This window comes from Pedobacter sp. KACC 23697, assembly GCF_045348445.1.
GTDB lineage: Bacteria > Bacteroidota > Bacteroidia > Sphingobacteriales > Sphingobacteriaceae > Pedobacter.
On the sequence record NZ_CP157485.1, the window covers coordinates 1,163,100 to 1,182,877 of the forward strand.

The window sequence follows — 19,778 nt, forward strand, 5'->3', positions numbered from 1 at the left end:
AATCATTGATTATCAGTTATGAAAATAACTCATAAATTGTTTATGACAAATGAATGATGGTCAATTCCCAAATTGGTTCTACATTTGCTTAACGGTGTTAGATTATTTACACCTAATATTCCAGTCATGGGAAGTAAAGAAAGAATTCTACGTTTAAAAGATGAAACCAGGACCAAAATTCTGGATGCTGCCTTGAACATTGTTCAAACAGAAGGCTGGCAGGCATTGAGTATGCGTAAAATTGCCGACCAGATTGAATATACTGCACCCATTATTTACGAATACTTTTCCAACAAAGACGGCATCTTACTGGAACTTACCAGGAGAGGGTATTTAATGTTGGCCAAAGATATCCGCGAAGCCAGGGATCAGCACGAATCTCCGGAAGATAAAATGGAAGCCATGTGGATTGCCTACTGGAACTTTGCCTTTGCCCACAAAGAATTTTATCAGTTGATGTACGGTGTGGATATGGTTTGTTGCAATGTCAAAAATTCGATGCCCGAAGCCGAAACGGTAGGCGGTATGTTAGCCGATGTGATTGAATCGTTGTTTGAGAAAAAACCGGTATCCGATGATGATATCTGTATGAAGTATTATACCTACTGGTCCATCATCCACGGTTTGATTTCGATTAACCTGGTTCGTCCTTACGGCAGAACAACCGATGAATTAAACCATCAGATTTTGAAAGATGCCATCAAAGGCATAACCTTATCTATCAACAATTAGCATTTTTTTTTAACAGTTACTTAACACTGTTAAATTATTTATACACTATAATCCAATTAAAATTAGTCATATGAAATCTCTACATCGCTTGTACCCGTCACTTAACACCGTTAAATGGTTTAATGGTATTAATTCAATGTTAACTATTTCTCTTTTATCCATAGTTTTAGTGAGCTGTAAGTCTGCTCCCGATCAGTCAGCGGCAGCACCACCACCTCCCGCTTTGCCGGTAAGCGCCGTTAACGCCAGTACAGAAACCACCTATATCGAATATCCGGCTTCTATCCAGGGCGCAGTTGATATCGATGTGCGTCCGCAGGTAAGTGGTTATTTACAAAGTGTGCTGGTGAACGAAGGTGCTTATGTAACTGCCGGACAAACCCTTTTCAAAATTAACGAAAACCCTTACCGAGAGGCTTTAAACAATGCCAAAGCAAGCTTACATGCCGCAGAAGCGGCTATTTTGAACGCCCAATTGGAAGTTGATAAATTAACACCACTTGTTCAGAATAAGGTAGTTTCTGATTTTCAGCTAAAAACAGCTAAAACGGCTTACAAAATCGCCCAGGCAAATGCCGAACAAGCTAAAGCCAGCGTGGCTTCGGCACAGATTAACTTAGGTTATACCAATGTTAAGGCTACTGTTAGTGGTTACATCGGCCGTATTCCTAAAAAACAGGGAAGTTTAGTTTCTCCGACAGATCAGGTGCCTTTAACCCAGTTATCGGATATCCACGAAGTACATGTTTATTTCTCCCTTGCGGAAAACGACTTCAACAACTTTAATGCAAACTATCCGGGTAAAACTCCTGCCGACAGGATTAAACATTTACCAGCCGTAGAACTTTTATTGTCTGATAATTCAGCTTACCCGATTAAAGGGAAGATCGATATGATTGATGGTCAGTTTGATAAAAACACTGGTGCCATTACTTTAAGGGCCAGTTTCCCTAATGCCAGCGGAACCCTTCGCTCGGGTAATACCGGTAAGATCCGTTTAGGTTTACAGCACGATAATGCCATTCTGGTACCGCAGTCCTCAACAGTAGAAATGCAGGATAAAGTATTTGTATTTACGGTTGGCGATAGCAGTAAGGTGAAAAAACAGGCCATAAGCATTGTAGGTAAAGCCGGCGAAAATTACCTGGTTAAAGACGGGGTGAAGGTTGGTGACCAGATTGTGTTAAGCGGGGTTGATAAGTTACAGGAGGGCATGGTAATCCAGCCTCAAAAAGCAGGAGATAAAGTGGCTGCGGCAAAAACAAAGAAATAATCAAAATTAAAGTAAAGCAATCATGTTTCAGAAATTTATAGACAGGCCTGTACTTTCAACTGTTATCTCCATCTTATTGGTAATAGTGGGAATACTGGGCTTAACCAAGTTGCCCTTAGAGCGCTTTCCAAATATCGCACCTCCGTCGGTATTGGTAACTGCGGTGTATCCCGGGGCCAATGCCGAAACCATTTTACGTTCGGTAACCCCATCACTGGAGGAAGCCATTAACGGTGTGGAGAACATGACTTACATGACCTCCAGTGCCAGTAACGACGGTACCCTGGCCATTACGGTTTATTTTCAGCAAGGTACCAACCCCGATCAGGCAGCGGTGAACGTACAAAACCGGGTTTCGCAGGCCACCAGTCAATTGCCTGCAGAGGTTGTACAATATGGTATCACCACTACCAAACAGCAAAACAGTTTTATTGGCGCCATCGGTGTGTATTCCGAAGATCCCAAAAAATACGATGCCGTTTTTGTGAATAACTATGCACAGATCAATATCATTCCCGAACTTAAGCGTATCCCGGGTGTAGGTTCGGCCAGTGTATTTGGTGGTATTAAAGATTATTCGATGCGGATCTGGTTAAATCCAAGTCAGCTGGCTACCTACAAAATTACGCCAAATGAAGTGATTACCGCCATTCAGGACAAAAACCTGGAAGCGGCTCCTGGTCGGTTTGGGGAAAGAAGTAGTGAGGCTTTTGAATATATTGTTAAATATAAAGGTAAACTCACCAAGCCAGAGGAATATCAGAATATTGCGATCCGTTCCAATTCTGATGGTTCGATATTACGTTTAAAAGATGTGGCCCGTGTTGAACTGGGTGCTTACAGTTATGGTAGTGTTAACCGTTTAAACGGACACGATGGTATTACCATTGGGGTAATCCAGTTATCAGGCTCTAATGCCAATGAAATCCAGATTGCCATTGATAAACTGCTGGCCAAATTATCGAAAGATTTCCCGGCGGGTATTAAATACAACCAGTTTTACCGCACTAAAACCGATCTTGATGAATCCATCAACCAGGTAGAACACACCCTGATCGAAGCCTTTTTACTGGTATTTATTGTGGTGTTCATTTTCCTTCAGGATTTCAGGTCTACTTTAATTCCGGCTATTGCCGTGCCGGTGGCCATTATTGGTACCTTCTTTTTCATGCAGCTGTTCGGTTTCTCTATTAACCTGTTAACGCTGTTCGCGCTTGTACTGGCCATTGGTATTGTGGTAGATGATGCCATTGTGGTGGTAGAGGCGGTACATGCCAAAATGGAAGAAAACCCTTCGCTTACTCCGAAGGCGGCCACTACCGAGGCCATGAATGAAATTACCGGGGCCATTATATCCATTACCCTGGTGATGGCGGCCGTATTTTTACCGGTAGGTTTCATGACCGGCTCAACCGGGATATTTTACAAACAGTTTGCCTTAACCATGGCTATTGCCATTATCATATCGGCGGTAAATGCGTTAACGCTGAGTCCGGCGCTGGCAGCTTTATTTTTAAAGAATAAACATGCCGAAGGCGATCATAAAGCACCTAAAAAAGGTTTTGTCGAAAAATTTTATGCAGGCTTTAACGGTGGTTTTAATTATATGACCAACAGATACGTTGGCGGCTTAAAAGTGTTGATCCGTCATAAATGGCTCAGCATGGCTGGTCTGGCCTTGGTTGTGCTGATTACTATTTTTCTGGTAGGCAGAACTAAAACAGGTTTTATCCCGACAGAAGATCAAGGTTTTGTGGCCATCGCTGTGGCCAGTCCATCCGGAACATCCTTAGCCAATACCAATAAAATGTTAAAACAGGCTGAAGCCGAGTTGAGGGCGATGCCGTCGGCAAGGTTTGTGATGTCGCTGGCGGGATATAACTTCTTGACCGCATCAAACAGCCCGTCAGCCGGTCAGATTTTCTTATTGTTAAAACCAAATGACGAAAGAGGGGAAGTTAAAAACATCGATGAGATACAAAATATTGTAAGGGCTAAAATGGCAGCCATATCTGCCGGTACCTTCTTTGTATTCAGTTTTCCTACGGTTCCGGGTTTTAGTAACGTGGAGGCCATGAACGTGATGTTACAGGATAAAACGAATGGCAGACTGGATAAATTTAGTGGTGTAGCGAATAACTTCATCGCGAAATTGATGGCGAAACCCGCAATTGCCTATGCCTTTACTTCTTACAAAACAGATTATCCACAATTGCAGTTGGATGTGAACGATGAAAAAGCCGATCAGTTGGGTGTGAGCAAAAAAGACATCTTACAAACCATGCAGACTTATTTTGGTACGGCACAGGCCTCTGATTTTAACCGCTTTGGTAAATACTATCGTGTAGTGGTACAAGCGGATGTTGCCGACAGAACCGATCCGGCGAGTATTGACCGCGTGTTTGTGAAAAACAAAAACGGAGAAAGTGTGCCGATCAGTACCTTAGTAAAATTAACCCGTGTATATGGTTCTGAAACGGCTTCGCGTTATAACCTGTTTAACTCTATCGAGGTAAATGCCATCCCGAAACCAGGTTTCAGTTCTGGTGATGCCATCAAAGCGATAGAAGAAACGGCCAGAGAACAATTGCCAACGGGTTATGCTTACGAATTCTCGGGACAAACCCGTGAGGAGATTTCATCAGGCGGACAATCGACCGTAATCTTCCTGCTTTGTTTAGTGTTTGTTTACTTCCTGTTATCAGCACAGTACGAAAGTTACATCTTACCATTGGCGGTAATCCTTTCTATCCCTACAGGTGTATTTGGTGTGTTTGTGGTATTGGGTTTAACGGGTATCGAAAACAACATTTATGTACAGGTAGCGCTGATTATGCTGATCGGTTTGCTGGCTAAAAATGCCATCCTGATTGTGGAGTTTGCCGTGCAGCGACGAAAGGCGGGATTGAGTTTGGTTGATGCCGCTATAGAAGCAGCAAGATTGAGGATCAGACCGATCATCATGACTTCACTGGCCTTTGTGTTCGGTTTATTCCCGATGAGTATTGCAACAGGTCCATCGGCACAGGGTAACCACTCCATCAGTATTGGTGCCGCAGGGGGTATGGTATCAGGCGTAATATTAGGTTTATTTATCATCCCGGTACTTTTTGTAATCTTCCAGGCTTTACAGGAGAAACTATCAAAAAAATCAAAAAATGAGGTTGTTCGCCACCATGAAGAACCTATAAATCATACAGTTTATGAAACGGTTTAACATCATTACCATCCTGCTCCTGGCTTTAATCTGGAGCGGATGTTCGGTTTCGAAAAATACAGCGCTGCCTAATATTGCACCTGGCTTATTCAGAAACAGCTCATCAACAGACTCTTCAAGCATAGGCACCATGCCGCTGAAAAGTTTTATCAGCGACCTTACGGTCCAAAATTTAATTGATACGGCTTTGGTTAAAAATTACGATATGCAGATTGCGCTGAAAAATATCGATGCAGCCGAAGTATTGTTCAAACAATCGAAATTGGGTTACTTACCCGAACTGAAACTGCAGGTGTCGGCAAATTCGAGCCGCCCGAGCGATAACAGTTTAAACGGTTTAAGCCTGAACCAGTTTACCGGTTCTACCCATATCGAAGATTATAATGCAAACCTCGGTGTGGTTTGGGAAGCCGATATCTGGGGAAAAATCCGCAATCAGAAAGCCGGTGCTTTAGCCAGTTTTTTGCAGACAGAGGAAGCACGTAAAGCGGTTCAAACCCGTTTGGTGGCCAATGTGGCGCAAGGTTATTATAATCTGTTGATGCTGGATGCTCAACTGGAAATTGCTAAAAAGAACTTAAAGCTGAACGATAGCACGCTAAGAATTATCAATTTACAGTTTGATGCCGGTCAGGTTACTTCGCTGGCCATACAGCAAGCCCAGGCACAACAATTGGTTGCCGCACAATTGATTCCCCGTTTGGAGCAGAACGTAACCCTACAGGAGAATGCTTTAAGTGTACTGATCGGAACCTTGCCGAAAGCGATCAGCCGCCAGAGCCGTTTAGATCAGATGAATATCCCGCAAAACCTGAATGCGGGTTTCCCCTCGGCCATGTTGAGCCGCAGGCCTGACATTAAAAGTGCCGAACTGGCCTTAACCGTTGCCAATGCAAGGGTAGGGGTGGCGAAAGCAAGTTTATACCCTTCGTTGGTGATTACCGCCAGCGGTGGCATCAACTCGTTTAAAGCCAGCAACTGGTTTAATGTACCTGCATCGCTGTTCGGACTGGTCGGAGCAGGGATTACCCAGCCGATTTTTCAGCGCGGGCAGTTAAAAAGCAATTTAGAATTGGCTAAAATAGACCGCGAGAAAACGGTGATCCAGTTCCGTCAGTCGGTATTGAATGCAGTTGGAGAAGTATCGGATGAATTAACGAAAGTAGAGAAGTTAAAAACACAATACAGCATTGCTGAAAAACGGACACAAACCTTGCAACAGGCCTCACGTAATGCCAATTTATTGTTTAAAAGCGGCATGGCCAACTACCTGGAGGTGATTACGGCGCAAGGCAATTTATTGCAAAGCGAGCTGGAGTTAACCACTATTAAAACAGAACAGCTTAATGCGGTGGTAGGTTTGTACCGTTCTTTAGGTGGCGGCTGGAATTAATTGAAATATCTAAACCTATAAGGTCTAAAAGAGCTTTATAGGTTTGTGTATAAATTTAGGCACTAAGAGCGCGATGTTCTTGGTGCTTTTTTGTTTAATGCTGTCATCCTGAGCGCAGCGAAGGATCTTTTGATCGAAGATTTGCTTCGCAGAGCCTTCGGGTTCTTCACTTCGTTCAGAATGACAATTAAAAGGTTTTCCCCCTTCGCTCTGCCTTGCCTCGGCTCACCGCCACCGAGAGGCTCTTACCTTTTTCTTGATAAAAAGGTAACCAAAAATCAAGGCTTGCATCCTTCCTTGTAAAAAGCTACGGAAATCTTATTTGCGGCAGCATCGAGGCTCTTACCCTTGCTTATCCCACCGCGCTCGCTTTGATTCTGCCTTGGGTTGTGGGGGTATGAGGGGGAACTGCAAAGATTTCCGTGCTTTTTCCGGCGGAAATCTGCGAGGCCGGGTAGCAGGGTGCAGATAGCATAGGGCATATTGAAGGCTAAGGCGCTCGCTATAATACGGTCGTCATTCCCGCGCAGGCGGGAACCTTAAAGCACTCGCTATTATTTATCCTTCGCGCAGTCTTGCCTCGGCTACCGATGAAAAATCGGTACAGGTCCACCGTCACCGAGAGGCTCTTACTTTTTTCAGTGTTTGTATATGGTTTTATTGGTCTTCAAGCTTGCTTCGCAGGTTGGCTTGGCCCAAAAGAAACAAACTTGAGCGCAGCGAAAGCATGCCTGCCTTAAACAACAACAACAAAAAGGCATAACTGAAAGGCTAGCATCGTTTTTTATCTGATAATGTTGTTTTTATCGGTATAAAAGATTGCTGCGCAATTCCTTGTAAAAAGCTACGGAAATCTTGATTGCGGCAGCATCGAGGCTCTTAGCCCTTGCTTTGTTCCACAGCGCTCGCTTTGGTCCTGCCTTGGGCTGTGGAGTAACGAGGGGGAACTGCAAAGATTTCCGTGCTTTTTCCGGCGGAAATCTGCGAGGCCGGTAGCAGGGTGCAGATAGCGTGATGTCTGGTGATAGTTTCTAATGGTCGATGTTCCATCAACAAATCCGTCATTTCGACCGTAGTGCCTGCCCGTACAGGCGGGGAGAAATCTTTTAAGTTAGGTTAATAGCGTGCATTCTTTGCCCATCGCCCGGGCTTGCCTCGGTTAGCCACCGAAGGGCTTTTACCTTTTTTCAGTGGTTGTTTAAGTTTTTATTGGTCCTCAAGCTTGCTTCGCAGGTTTCTTGATAAAAAGGTAACCAAAAATCAAGGCTTGGATCTGATGTGGGATAAATTCGTCAAAGCTTTTAGGTCGTCAGCACAAGCCCCGATGAAAAATCGGGGAGGGCGTGCTGCCTCTGGGCTGTGGTAGGTTGAAAGGAGGTGCAAAAGCTTTAACGTCCTGAGCGTAGTCGAAGGATCTCCTTCCATCATATCCCAGGCCGATTAGCAGGGTGCAGATCGCGTGGTGCAGATAGCATGATGTGTAAGGATAGCTTTTAGTATGGTGATTCTTCAACCAATAAATCCGTCATTCCCGCGCAGGCGGGAACCTTAAAGCACTCGCTATTATTTATCCTTCGCGCAGTCTTGCCTCGGCTCACCGCCGCCGAGGGGCTCTTTCTTTTGGCTTGGCCCAAAAGAAACAAAAACCCAAGGCTTGCATCCTTCCTTGTAAAAAGCTACGGAAATCTTTATTGCGGCAGCATCGAGGCTCTTAGCCCTTGCTTTGTTCCACAGCGCTCGCTTTGATCCTGCCTTGGGTTGTGGGGGTATGAGGGGAACTGCAAAGATTTCCGTGCTTTTTCCGGCGGAAATCTGCTAGGCCAGATAGCAGGGTGCTTATAGCGTGACGCATCAGGATAGTTTCTAATACGATCGTCATTCCCGCGCAGGCGGAAACCTTAATGCGTAGCTCAGAGTTGCGGTGGGTAGTTCAGATGTTGTGGTCGATAGTTCAGATGTTGTGGTCGATAGTTCAGATGTTGTGGTCGGTAGTTCAGCCGTTGCGGTCGATAGTTCAGACGTTGCGGTCGTTAGTTCAGAAGTTGCGGTCGATAGTTCAGACGTTGCGGTCGTTAGTTCAGAAGTTGCGGTCGACAGTTCAGGTGTTGCGGTCGATAGTTCAGCCGTTGCGGTCGATAGTTCAGCCGTTGCGGTCGACAGTTCAGCCGTTGCGGTCGATAGTTCAGCCGTTGCGGTCGACAGTTCAGAAGTTGCGGTCGATAGTTCAGAGTGTGCGGTCGATAGTTCAGAGGTTGCGGTCGATAGTTCAGAGGTTGCGGTCGATAGTTCAGACGTTGCGGTCGATAGTTTAGGGGTTATAGCAGATCGTTTAGGGGTATAGTTGGTTGTCTTGGGGATATAGGAAGATCGTTGAGGAGATGCAATGAGCCGTTTATAGCTAAACATTGCATTAAGAGGGAAACAGCAAGCCGTTTAGGTGACTGTTATTGGAATGGGGAAATAAATTAGGGATGATTTTTTTAGGGTATTATGGGTGTTTTAGTTCAGGTTTCGCACCGGAATACCCGAAATCTGTTTGTATTGGGGGCTGGTTGAGCCGAAAACAGATTTTACGTAGTTTTTCACATCCTGCGCCAAGGCAACAATACCGGTTTCTGCATCGTACAGCGCATTATTGCGGTTAATGCGGAGGGTGCTCAACTGCGAGGTGTTGGCTACCACATCGCGGTTTTTCTGCAATAAATCGTTATATAAACTGGTGAGGCTGGCCAGCTGCAAATCTACCTCGTTAGGTGCATACTGGGGTATGGTGGCTAAGAGTTTAATCTGCTTATCCAACGTATCGAGCAGGTTATCGTAACTCTGTTGCGAGGCCGAAACCTGGTTAACCACCGTACCGCTGGCGGCCAGGTTATTTTTTTCTTCGGCGGTGAGTTTGGCTGTTGCCCTTTGCCCCTGTATTTTGCGGTGGTGGCTTACGGCATTATCCAATACCTGTGGGGCTACACTGTTGGCCTTAACGGCGCTCAGCACACGGGTACTCAACTTTTTTAATGGGGTAAAAGCAAGATCGCGCAGGGCTATGGCATTGCTGTTTTTAGTAGCAGCATCATGCACTTGCTCGTTAATGGTTTTGGCTGCGGTGGCTTTCTCGGTTAAACTGCTCAACTGGATGTTGGCATTGCTGGGGTTATACACGGCGCCATAACCGGTTACATAACTCAAAAGGGTTTCGAAATTGGCTACGTTTTTTGCGTGGCCGGTCTCATTCGTTTTCGACATCACTTGTAGTTTTAAAAAGTAAATAAATTAGATTAATTGGCATTAAGTTAATATTATTTTCTTTACAACTAAAAGGAGTGGAGATTTTTTTTTTGAGAGGAACTGGCAGAAATAGCAAAGATTGATTGATTTTCTTTGTGTAAATAGATTATTATACTTCTAATTAAGTATGTAAACTTTTATGAAAGGAAGCTTGAAAAGTGAGACATTTATTGATACTTTTACTGATCTGGTTAATATCTTATGAGTAAATTAAAAGTTGCTGAGAGTCTGATAGATGAAGCCTCGTCTGTTTATTTAGAAGAAATAATTAGAAAAGTTGAAAGGCGATTAAAATCGGCTCCTAAAGGTTTAATGCGATCAGACTTGGGGTTACTAAATGTATGGGAAGAGTTTTGTTATCAGTTGCAAACAGAAAGGTTTGATTCTTTCAATATATTAGAAAGTTTTATATACCAAGAAATTTCTAAAATGTTAGATGAACAGGAGGAGTATCGTTTAAAGGTGCTTAGCTATCAGTTTTTGGAAAATGGTACAAGTGTGCCAATTTACATGGAAGGCTTATCTGAGCTTATTTATGAACAGTTGCTCAAAAAAGGAACAGATTATTTTAATAAAAGATTAGAAAAAGTAATTTATTAATCGAATTATTTTAATAAAAATAAGGAGCTCTTATCTTGACTGAAAAATATACTCGTAAAGAAATTATCGACAGCCAGCTGCTAAAAGCAGGTTGGAATGTTCATGATCGCACTCAAGTTATAGAAGAATTTTTAATTTCTACATCTACAGAGGATCTCCGTATCATTAATGAACCAATAATTAAATATCGGTCCGAATTTAGTGATTATGTTTTACTTGGAAAGGATGGTAAACCATTAGCGGTAATAGAAGCTAAGAAATCTATTGTGGATGCCGCTATTGGTAGAGAGCAAGCAAAGCAGTATTGTTATAATATACAAAAACAGTCTGGAGGTGAATTGCCATTTTGTTTTTATACGAATGGTCATGAAATATACTTTTGGGATTTAGACAACTATCCTCCAAAAAGAGTTTATGGTTTTCCGACTCGTGATGATCTAGAGCGTTATGCTTATCTAAGAAGATATCGTAAAAATTTATCACAAGAATTTATCAATACTAAAATTGCAGGAAGAGAGTATCAGATTCGTGCCATACGGTCTGTAATGGAATCTTTAGAGAAAAAACGTTCTAAGTTTCTTCTTGTTATGGCGACAGGTACTGGTAAAACCAGAACTGTGATTGCTCTTATTGACGCGTTAATGCGAGGCGGTTGGATAGAAAAGGCTTTGTTTTTGGTAGATAGAATCGCTTTACAAGGACAGGCTTTAGATGATTTTAAAGAGCATCTGCCTAATGAACCGCGTTGGCCTCAATATCAAGAAACTACCTTTGCGAAGGATAGGAGGATATATGTTTCTACTTATCCCACGATGTTAAATGTTATACGGAACGAAAACACCAAAATAAGTCCACATTTTTTTGATTTAATCGTAGTTGACGAGAGCCATAGAAGCATTTACAACACCTATCAAGAAATATTGCAATATTTCAATACCATTACTTTGGGCTTGACTGCCACACCAACCGATGTGATTGACCACAATACGTTTGAGATTTTTGATTGTGAAGATGGCTTACCTACGTTTGCTTATTCTTATGAAGAAGCTGTGAATCACATACCTCCTTATCTCTGCGATTTTCAGGTAATGAAAATTAAAACCAAGTTTCAAGTAGAAGGAATTAATAAGAGAACCATTTCTCTAGAAGACCAAAAGAAGTTGATTTTGGAAGGAAAGGAAGTAGCAGAAATCAATTATGAAGGAACGGAATTAGAAAAAAGAGTAATCAATAAAGGTACCAATACACTGATTGTTCGTGAATTTATGGAGGAATCTATTAAAGACCACAATGGTGTATTGCCTGGCAAAACTATTTTCTTTTGTATCAGCAAAGCACATGCAAGGCGTATCGAAGAAATATTTAACTCGCTTTATCCTGAATATACTGGAGAGTTGGCAAAGGTTATTGTTTCGGATGACCCTCGTGTGTATGGTAAAGGTGGATTGCTTGACCAGTTCAAAAACAAAGATTTACCCAGAATTGCCATTAGTGTAGATATGTTGGATACAGGTATTGATGTAAGAGAAATTACAAATTTGGTATTCGCAAAACCAGTATACTCCTACACCAAGTTTTGGCAAATGATAGGACGAGGCACTCGTTTGCTAGAGCCGACCAAAATAAAGTCTTGGTGTACCGAAAAAGACAGCTTTTTAATTCTAGATTGTTGGGATAATTTTGAGTATTTCAAACTCAATCCTAAAGGGAAAAATCTCAATAGTCAAATTCCTTTACCTGTCCGGTTGTTTGGTTTGTATGTAGATAAGTTAGCGATAGGCTTAGCATTAGCTGATGCAGAAATATTAGAGCCGACATTAGATAAAGTCAAAAAAGCGATTGCTGATTTACCCTTGCAATCTATCGTAATAAGAGATGCTATTACTTTAGTAGAGCAAGTAAAAGCGGTTTCCTTTTTTAAAGAATTGACCTCCGACAAATTACACTTTTTGCGAGAACAGATCCGTCCTTTGTTTCGCACAATTAGTGGAGTAGATTTTAAAGCCATGCGTTTTGAAAAAGACATCGTGGAAATTTCTATTGCACATTTGCAAGAAGATAAAAAGAAGTTTGAAGCCTTGAAAAATGCCATCATCGAAGAGATCTCAGAATTGCCTTTAAGTGTCAATACGGTTGCCAAACATAAAGACTTGATACAACAAGCACAAACAGATTATTACTGGAATACCATCACAGAAAAGAAATTATCTAATTTGGTGGAGCAATTAGCTCCTTTAATGATTTATCGTGAAGGTACAATGAGGATGCTTCTTGCTAAATACAATTTTGTAGATGTACTTTTAGAAAAAGAAAGAGTAGTTTTTGGCCCACAACAAGAAGCCGTAAGCATAGAACGCTATAAGGAAATGGTAGAAGAGAAGATAAAAATACTTCTTAGTAATTTGCCAGTTCTGCAAAAAATAAAAAACAATGAGCCTATCTCCGAAATAGAAATCGAAGAAGTGACTTGGCTGCTATCGCACGAAAGTCCGCACATTACAGTAGATTTGCTAAGAAAAGTATACAATAATAGAAATGCTGCTTTGGTGCAGTTTATTAAACACATTTTGGGAATCGAGATTTTAGAAGATTTCCCCACGACCATCACCAAAGCTTTTGATACTTTCATTGCCAATCAATCGGATTTAAGTGTAAAACAGTTGGATTTTTTAAGACTTTTGCAAACTTTTCTGATAGAAAAGGGAAGTGTAGAACGCAAAGATTTAATCTCTGCGCCCTTTACCCGAATTCATCCCAATGGAATCCGTGGGGTTTTTGACGGAAAAAGGATGGAAGAGATATTACAATTTATAAATGCTTTAGCGGCATAATTTTTAAAAATGGATAATCAAGAAATTAAAAGTAAAGTAAACGAACTCTGGGATAAATTTTGGTCAGGTGGATTGAGTAATCCAATCGACGCCATACAACAAATCACGTATTTGTTGTTTATGAAGCAACTTGACGAGAATGACCAAAAACGAGAAGGAGATGCCACATTTTTAGAAAAAGAATACAAGTCAATATTTGAGGGTAAATTTTTCTTGCCTGGTGAGGAAGAAGACAAAGGCATTGCAAAAGAAGATCTGCGTTGGAAAAACTTTTCCCGCAAACCTTCAGATGAAATGTATCAATTAATGCAAACCCGTATCTTTCCTTTTATCAAAACATTGGGCGAAAATGCTTCTCCTTTTGCCAAACACATGGACAATGCGGTCTTCATTATACCCAAGCCTAGTTTGCTTACAGAGGCGGTAAAAAAGATAAATGAAATCTATGAAGTTTTACATGCTCAAGACCGCTTTGTGGATGCTCAGGGAGATATTTATGAATACCTGTTACAGCAACTAAGTACTGCAGGTAAAAATGGACAATTCCGTACGCCTACTCACATTATAGAAATGCTGGTAGAATTGGTAAGACCGCAGTTGGGCAATAAAATAGCTGATCCAGCTTGTGGCACGGCCGGTTTTTTATTAGCAGCTTACCAATATATCTTAACACAGTTTACATCTCCAGAACACCAAGTATTGGACAACTATGGCTTCACTCGCGGTACATTAGCCGATCGATTGGTAGATGATGCTTCGAAAGAAGTGTTGAACAATAAGACTTTTTATGGGTTTGACATAGACCAAAATATGATACGTATAGGTTTAATGAACCTAATGATGCACGGTATCGAACACCCAAATATTGATTATACCGATACGTTAAGCAAGTTTTATAATGAAGATAACGAATATCATGTAGTACTAGCCAATCCGCCATTTACAGGAAGTTTAGATAAAGCCGAAATCAATGAAAGCTTTACAACTGATACCAGAAAAACCGAACTCTTGTTCTTGGAACGTATCTACAAAATGCTTCGCATGGGTGGTACGGCAGGTGTAATTATCCCGCAGGGTGTACTTTTTGGCTCAGGAAAAGCTTTTCAAAATGTGCGTAGTATTTTGATGGACAAATGTGAACTTAAAGCAGTGGTCAATCTGCCATCAGGCGTGTTCAAGCCTTATGCAGGAGTTGCTACGGCTATTTTGATTTTCACCAAAGGTGGCGAAACAGAGCGTGTATGGTTTTATGATATGGGGCATGATGGCAAGACTTTAGACGATAAACGCCATGATCGGTTAGATAGCGAAGGCAATCGTGATTTTGGCGATATTCATAAGATTATACAACATTTTCACCAACGGGAACAAGAAAACCCAACCGACCGTACCAAAAGGTATTTCTATGTGCCCAAGCAAGAGCTGGTAGACAGAGGATACGATTTGAGCTTTAACCGCTACCGGGAAGAGGTGCGTGAGGACATTATACATCGTCCTACGACTGAAATTCTATCCGATCTAAAAACAAAGCAAAATACCATTGCAACATTGATTGATGAACTTGAAAATATGTTGTAATGGAATATCATAAATTAGAAAGACTAGTTAGTATTACCACTGGAAAATATGATGCTAATCACGCTACTACAGATGGTGATTTTCTGTTTTACACTTGTGCTTTAGGACAATTTAAATCTCCAACTTACTCTTTTGATGGGGAAGCAATTTTATTACCTGGTAATGGAGCTAATGTCGGGGAAGTATTTTATAATTCAGGTGCAAAATTCGAGGTATACCAAAGGACTTATGTTTTACAAGGTTTTAATGGTTTTTATAAATATTTATATTTTTATCTTAAATCATTTTGGAAAAAATCACTTATAAATTCGCAATATGGGTCGGCAACAAATTATATTAGATTATCAAATATTCAAGGATTTGAAATCCCGATTCCAACCTATGAAAATCAAATTCGTATAGCTAATCTATTAGAAAAAATAGAAAACACCATTACTGAACGAAAAAATACTATTGATTTATTAGGAGAATTGGTAAAAGCTACATTTTACCAGATGTTTGGAGATCCAGCGAAAATCCCGTCTCCTTCATTAATTTCATTGGACGAAGTTTCAACACAAATTACAGATGGTGAGCATACTACACCAAAGAGAACTAACCAAGGAATAAAACTTCTATCTGCAAGAAATATTCAAAATGGTTATTTAAATTTTTCAAAAGGTGTTGATTACATAGGACAGAATGAATATGAAAGAATCTCTAGAAGATGTAGTCCTGAGTATAATGATATATTACTGTCCTGTTCTGGTACAGTTGGAAGAGTTGCTGTTATTAATATTCATGAACCCTTTGCATTAGTTAGAAGTGTAGCTTTAATCAAGCCGAAACATAATATTGTTAATAGCTATTATTTAATGTATTGGTTGCAATCAACCTTTCTTCAAAATGAGATAACTAGAAATTCAAAAAAATCAAGTCAAGCAAACATATTTACGGGAGCAATAAAACAACTTCCAATTTTTCTTCCTCCAATTGCATTTCAAAACCAATTTGCAGACATTGCTCAAAAAATAGAAAATATAAAAGTAAAGCAAGAAGCACAGTTAACTGATTTGAAAGAATTGTATGCCACCGTAAGTAATAAGGTTTTTACGGGAGATATAGATCTTTCCAAATTACCTGTTGATGCAAGTTTGCTGCCCAATTATGTTGAGGTTCCTACTAATAAAGAACCCAAAGACAGACATGATATTTTTGAACAAAAAGAAGTATCTAAAGAAGAGGTTGAAAAAGTAAAAACTAAAAACATCAAAGGATTGGAATTTGGTTTCCAAGCTGTAAGACATTTAGAAAGCTGGGAACACTACAGCTTTAAAGAGATTGCAGACAGGATGATTAAACATTTTAGTACGCATTATTTTAATGCAGAAATGATATTAAATTATCTGGACAAAGAATTAGATATACAAGTAAATTATTACAGTTCTGCGGAGCAAAAGAAAAATCCACAGTACGAAAATGCCGATGATTTTTACCGCTTTATGGCGACAGCCCTTACTGGAGAAAACCATTTTTTGACATTAGAACAAGTATTTTATAACGCCGAAACAGAGAATATTCCAAATATTAGTTTTACTGAATTAGATGTAGAAAGCCTCAGTAAAAAAGATAAAAGCGAACGCTCTGGCATATATTTCTATATAAAAGATGAAATTACTACGCCTTAAAATATTAGGGGAAGACTTTCGCAGTCTGCCAGCAAATGTTGATTATCAATTTAATGTTACTTCGGAAGGAAGTAGGCTATCTACAAAAGTATTAGCAGGCTTAAACGGTAGTGGGAAATCCAATTTTTTAGAACTTTTGGCAGAGATTTTTTATTATTTGGAAAGGTATCATATAGAAACTACTCCTAAAGACTATATGAGAAGTGCTAACTTTGGTTTTGAAATAGAATATTTATTACCAATAAAGAATCTATCTAATGGAATTTCCAGGTACAAATTTAAGCAGGATTGCCATGTAAGAATAATAAAAAGAATACCGGAAAAAGATGATAAATCTACTATTGTAGAATTTTCATACTGTGAATATGGAGACAAGGATTTCATACGAAGGGATTTTCACACCATTGATTTATTACCAAACAAAATAATCGCCTATACATCTGGTCAAAACGAGTTATTAAGTAATCCGTTTATTCGTTTGCGATATCATTACTTTACCGAGATGGTCAATAGTGAAAACGAGCGCGCTAATAGTCGTATGTATTTTTTAGATACTGAAAGTAATTACAGTATTTTCGTTGCCAATATGCTATTGGGTAAAACCTCACCTCTACAGTATCTGAAAGATATTTTTTGCATAGAAGATTTGTATTCGTTTCGCATCACATTCAATTACAAACACAATACCCAAGAAGCCTTAACAATCTTAAAAGAAAAACAAATTTTATGGAATCCGCTAAAAGCATGTGCTACCACTTGGCGAGATGATACCATAGCGAAATGTTTGGTATTGGACTTTGTAGTTAATGAAGCTACTCATCAAGCATTTCAGTATCATTACAAAACAGCCTTTCAATTATTTCAGGCCTTTTACGAATTGCAAAGTTTGAATTTGCTCATAGAAAAACAAGCCACTCGAAAATTCGTAACCAATGCCCACAAAACCATCAACATCACCGATGAATTATCCAAATCTGACCCGTCAGAATTAATTTTTAGGATTGAAAAAATTAGGATAAAAAGGCAAAAGTCCGAGGATGATAAAACAGATATTCTTTACTATAAATCCCTTTCAGATGGAGAGCATCAGTTAAACGAAGTCATCGGCTCTGTGATGATGATGGAGGAGGATGGTTGTTTGTTTTTGATGGACGAACCCGACACCCATTTTAATCCAAAATGGCGTGCCAAAATGGTGACCGTGCTTAATAAGGTTTCAGGCAAAGAATATGATGCTGAAGGAAATCCTGAAAACATCCACCAACAAGAATTGATTATGACTACGCATTCACCATTTATCATCAGCGATAATCATAAAGAAAATGTATACAAGTTTGTAAGAGACGGCAAGAAATTGAAGTTGGAGAATCCAGAATTTGAAACTTTTGGAGCATCAGTGAGCTTTATCTTGGAAACAATATTTGATCGAGATATTACAATCTCAGATTATTCCAACAAGAAATTAAATAATTTAAAAAAGAGCATTAATACTTTAGATGACATAAAAAGAGTCAAAAAAGAGTTGCTTTCATTTGGTGAATCTATCGAAAAATTTGATGCTTATAGTTATGTTAGAGCTAAGGAAAATGAACTAAAATCAGATAGACATGTTGACTAGTTTTAAAGAGATAGATCATCCTATTTATCTGTTCCATGAGCATGTATATCACATATTCAAGAATATTTTTCACTACGATTTAGAAGAATATGAGGAAAAAAAAATAGTTCATCCAGATTTCAGAACCATTATTAATGCTTCTGAAACTAGGTTGTTGAATCCACTAAAAGAAATCGTGAAAATCTACCATAAATTACCTTATGGAGAAAAAATAACAGTTCAAGAAGCATTAGTACAAAATAATTGTATTTCGGTATTTGATAATATTTCCCATAATCTAATTACTTATGAACAACTGCATTCTAGTATTTCTGACAAATTAAAAAAATACTTTGAGGATTTGTGGAATGATTATCCGCAAACCGTGCTAATGGAGAATCAATGGAATACAGTAAAGCATCATTACGATTCGTTGACTCATGAGACTAATTGTGATTTTATTATTTGTCCTTTTTGTGGTATACATCCATTTAATCCTCCAGATGGAAAATATAGGGAAGAATACGATCATATTATTGCTAAAGCCACTTATCCTTTTGTTTCAATAAATTTTAAATTACTTTTTCCTTGTTGTCAATATTGTAATAAACAAGAGAAACGTACTAAAGAATTATTGTATAGCGCTGGTTTAACTCGAAGGCTTTCATTTTACCCTTATGATAGAAATATAAAACTAGACGGTCTTTCTATTAATATATCTTTAAATGAAGCGTATAAAGATCAAAGTTTAACAACCCTCTTGAAAAGTGTTGACTGGGAATTTGAAATATTAAGAAACGGAGTGTCTGATATTCGAGATCAATCTTGGGATGAAGTTTATGGTATAAAACGTAGATTTACCGAAAATATTAAGCGATTAGAAGCAGAATGGTTTAGAGAGTTAATTAGACAATTCAAGCGTAATATAAAGCCCTTTGCCGATTTTGTAGATGAGATGATTGATGAACTAAAATATCAAATACCAATAGCACCAATGGGTATCATTAAGTATGTTTATTTCTCTTTCATCTTTTCAATTCCAGATATTGAAAATAAACTGCTACAAGTAGGTGCTTAAGAGAGGCAGGATCGAAATGGTACTTTCTTATCTGAACTAATTGAATAGTTTTATATTTTTCCACTATTTCAGAAATCTAACAGTTCAGATACTGATATTTTTAAATTGTCAGCAATCAATTTAAGGCTGCTGATAGAAACGTTAGTTTCAGCTCTTTCAATACGACCTATTTGTCTGGTATCAATTCCGGTTAATTCTGCAAGCTTCTCCTGTGTAACTTTTCGAAGATCACGAATTTCCACAATGCGTTTTCCAATTTTAACTAAATACTCTTGATCGCGATATTGTTTTCCCACCATGCAAAGTCCAAATATTATTGAAAAAATATTAGGACTTATTTGTCCTTTTATTGTTGATTTGTTATATTTGATTAATTAATAAAGAGTTATAAATAAGAGTTTTGCAGCTCCACATCTCAGGCCGTTGATGCAAAACAGTAGATTTATAGCCCATTCTTGTGTAGTTTATGCTATTTTAGCATTTCTAAATGAGAGTGGGTTTCTGCTGTAATTCCATATCAACGTAAG

General features: G+C 39.4%; 12 protein-coding genes. 10 read left to right on the forward strand and 2 right to left on the reverse strand.

What is annotated here, in order from left to right:
• The first annotated feature begins 126 nt into the window (after positions 1 to 126).
• The 4 genes from ABEG20_RS04815 to ABEG20_RS04830 all read left to right on the forward strand — a co-directional run bounded on the left by ABEG20_RS04815 (position 127) and on the right by ABEG20_RS04830 (position 6,615).
• On the forward strand, positions 127 to 732 hold the full coding sequence (locus ABEG20_RS04815) for a TetR/AcrR family transcriptional regulator (RefSeq protein WP_406826251.1): 606 nt from the start codon (positions 127 to 129) through the stop codon (positions 730 to 732).
• A 70-nt stretch (positions 733 to 802) separates the two neighbouring features.
• Positions 803 to 2,005, forward strand: coding sequence for an efflux RND transporter periplasmic adaptor subunit (locus ABEG20_RS04820; RefSeq protein WP_406826252.1), 1,203 nt, complete (start codon positions 803 to 805; stop codon positions 2,003 to 2,005).
• A 22-nt stretch (positions 2,006 to 2,027) separates the two neighbouring features.
• Positions 2,028 to 5,222 carry an efflux RND transporter permease subunit gene (locus ABEG20_RS04825; protein WP_406826253.1) on the forward strand — a complete coding sequence of 1,065 codons (3,195 nt, stop codon included), beginning with the start codon at positions 2,028 to 2,030 and terminating at the stop codon, positions 5,220 to 5,222.
• Complete coding sequence (locus tag ABEG20_RS04830) at positions 5,209 to 6,615, forward strand: TolC family protein (RefSeq protein ID WP_406826254.1); 1,407 nt, start codon at positions 5,209 to 5,211, stop codon at positions 6,613 to 6,615. The genes ABEG20_RS04825 and ABEG20_RS04830 overlap by 14 nt, the downstream gene beginning before the upstream one ends.
• A gap of 2,499 nt (positions 6,616 to 9,114) precedes the next feature.
• Here ABEG20_RS04830 and ABEG20_RS04835 read toward each other — a convergent pair.
• Positions 9,115 to 9,858 (reverse strand): hypothetical protein, encoded by a 744-nt coding sequence (locus ABEG20_RS04835; RefSeq protein ID WP_406826255.1) that lies wholly within the window; start codon positions 9,856 to 9,858, stop codon positions 9,115 to 9,117.
• A gap of 243 nt (positions 9,859 to 10,101) precedes the next feature.
• On the opposite strand from ABEG20_RS04835, the gene ABEG20_RS04840 reads away from it, so the two are divergent.
• Genes ABEG20_RS04840 through ABEG20_RS04865 form a run of 6 tightly spaced genes read left to right on the forward strand, consistent with a single transcriptional unit; the run spans position 10,102 to position 19,251 of the window.
• Positions 10,102 to 10,500, forward strand: a complete 399-nt coding sequence (locus ABEG20_RS04840) for a hypothetical protein (protein ID WP_406826256.1) — start codon at positions 10,102 to 10,104, stop codon at positions 10,498 to 10,500.
• Positions 10,501 to 10,535: 35 nt separating this feature from the next.
• The gene (locus ABEG20_RS04845) at positions 10,536 to 13,331 is read left to right on the forward strand and encodes a DEAD/DEAH box helicase family protein (RefSeq protein WP_406826257.1); all 2,796 of its coding nucleotides are present in this window, start codon (positions 10,536 to 10,538) and stop codon (positions 13,329 to 13,331) included.
• A 9-nt stretch (positions 13,332 to 13,340) separates the two neighbouring features.
• Positions 13,341 to 14,909, forward strand: a complete 1,569-nt coding sequence (locus tag ABEG20_RS04850) for an N-6 DNA methylase (RefSeq protein WP_406826258.1) — start codon at positions 13,341 to 13,343, stop codon at positions 14,907 to 14,909.
• Complete coding sequence (locus tag ABEG20_RS04855) at positions 14,909 to 16,576, forward strand: restriction endonuclease subunit S (RefSeq protein ID WP_406826259.1); 1,668 nt, start codon at positions 14,909 to 14,911, stop codon at positions 16,574 to 16,576. The genes ABEG20_RS04850 and ABEG20_RS04855 overlap by 1 nt, the downstream gene beginning before the upstream one ends.
• Complete coding sequence (locus tag ABEG20_RS04860; RefSeq protein WP_406826260.1) at positions 16,557 to 18,194, forward strand: restriction system-associated AAA family ATPase; 1,638 nt, start codon at positions 16,557 to 16,559, stop codon at positions 18,192 to 18,194. The genes ABEG20_RS04855 and ABEG20_RS04860 overlap by 20 nt, the downstream gene beginning before the upstream one ends.
• A complete protein-coding gene (locus tag ABEG20_RS04865) occupies positions 18,184 to 19,251 on the forward strand; it encodes a hypothetical protein (RefSeq protein WP_406826261.1) in 1,068 nt (355 codons plus the stop codon). The genes ABEG20_RS04860 and ABEG20_RS04865 overlap by 11 nt, the downstream gene beginning before the upstream one ends.
• Before the next feature lie 68 nt (positions 19,252 to 19,319).
• Here ABEG20_RS04865 and ABEG20_RS04870 read toward each other — a convergent pair whose 3' ends face one another.
• Positions 19,320 to 19,550 (reverse strand): helix-turn-helix domain-containing protein, encoded by a 231-nt coding sequence (locus tag ABEG20_RS04870; protein ID WP_406826262.1) that lies wholly within the window; start codon positions 19,548 to 19,550, stop codon positions 19,320 to 19,322.
• Between the last annotated feature and the right edge of the window lie 228 nt (positions 19,551 to 19,778).

Bases quoted from the DNA above. Each gene is read 5' to 3' on its own strand.
- ABEG20_RS04815 (WP_406826251.1), top strand. From the start codon at position 127: ATGGGAAGTAAAGAAAGAATTCTACGTTTAAAAGATGAAACCAGGACC.
- ABEG20_RS04820 (WP_406826252.1), top strand. From the start codon at position 803: ATGAAATCTCTACATCGCTTGTACCCGTCACTTAACACCGTTAAATGG.
- ABEG20_RS04825 (WP_406826253.1), top strand. From the start codon at position 2,028: ATGTTTCAGAAATTTATAGACAGGCCTGTACTTTCAACTGTTATCTCC.
- ABEG20_RS04830 (WP_406826254.1), top strand. From the start codon at position 5,209: ATGAAACGGTTTAACATCATTACCATCCTGCTCCTGGCTTTAATCTGG.
- ABEG20_RS04835 (WP_406826255.1), bottom strand. From the start codon at position 9,858: ATGTCGAAAACGAATGAGACCGGCCACGCAAAAAACGTAGCCAATTTC.
- ABEG20_RS04840 (WP_406826256.1), top strand. From the start codon at position 10,102: ATGAGTAAATTAAAAGTTGCTGAGAGTCTGATAGATGAAGCCTCGTCT.
- ABEG20_RS04850 (WP_406826258.1), top strand. From the start codon at position 13,341: ATGGATAATCAAGAAATTAAAAGTAAAGTAAACGAACTCTGGGATAAA.
- ABEG20_RS04855 (WP_406826259.1), top strand. From the start codon at position 14,909: ATGGAATATCATAAATTAGAAAGACTAGTTAGTATTACCACTGGAAAA.
- ABEG20_RS04860 (WP_406826260.1), top strand. From the start codon at position 16,557: ATGAAATTACTACGCCTTAAAATATTAGGGGAAGACTTTCGCAGTCTG.
- ABEG20_RS04865 (WP_406826261.1), top strand. From the start codon at position 18,184: ATGTTGACTAGTTTTAAAGAGATAGATCATCCTATTTATCTGTTCCAT.
- ABEG20_RS04870 (WP_406826262.1), bottom strand. From the start codon at position 19,550: ATGGTGGGAAAACAATATCGCGATCAAGAGTATTTAGTTAAAATTGGA.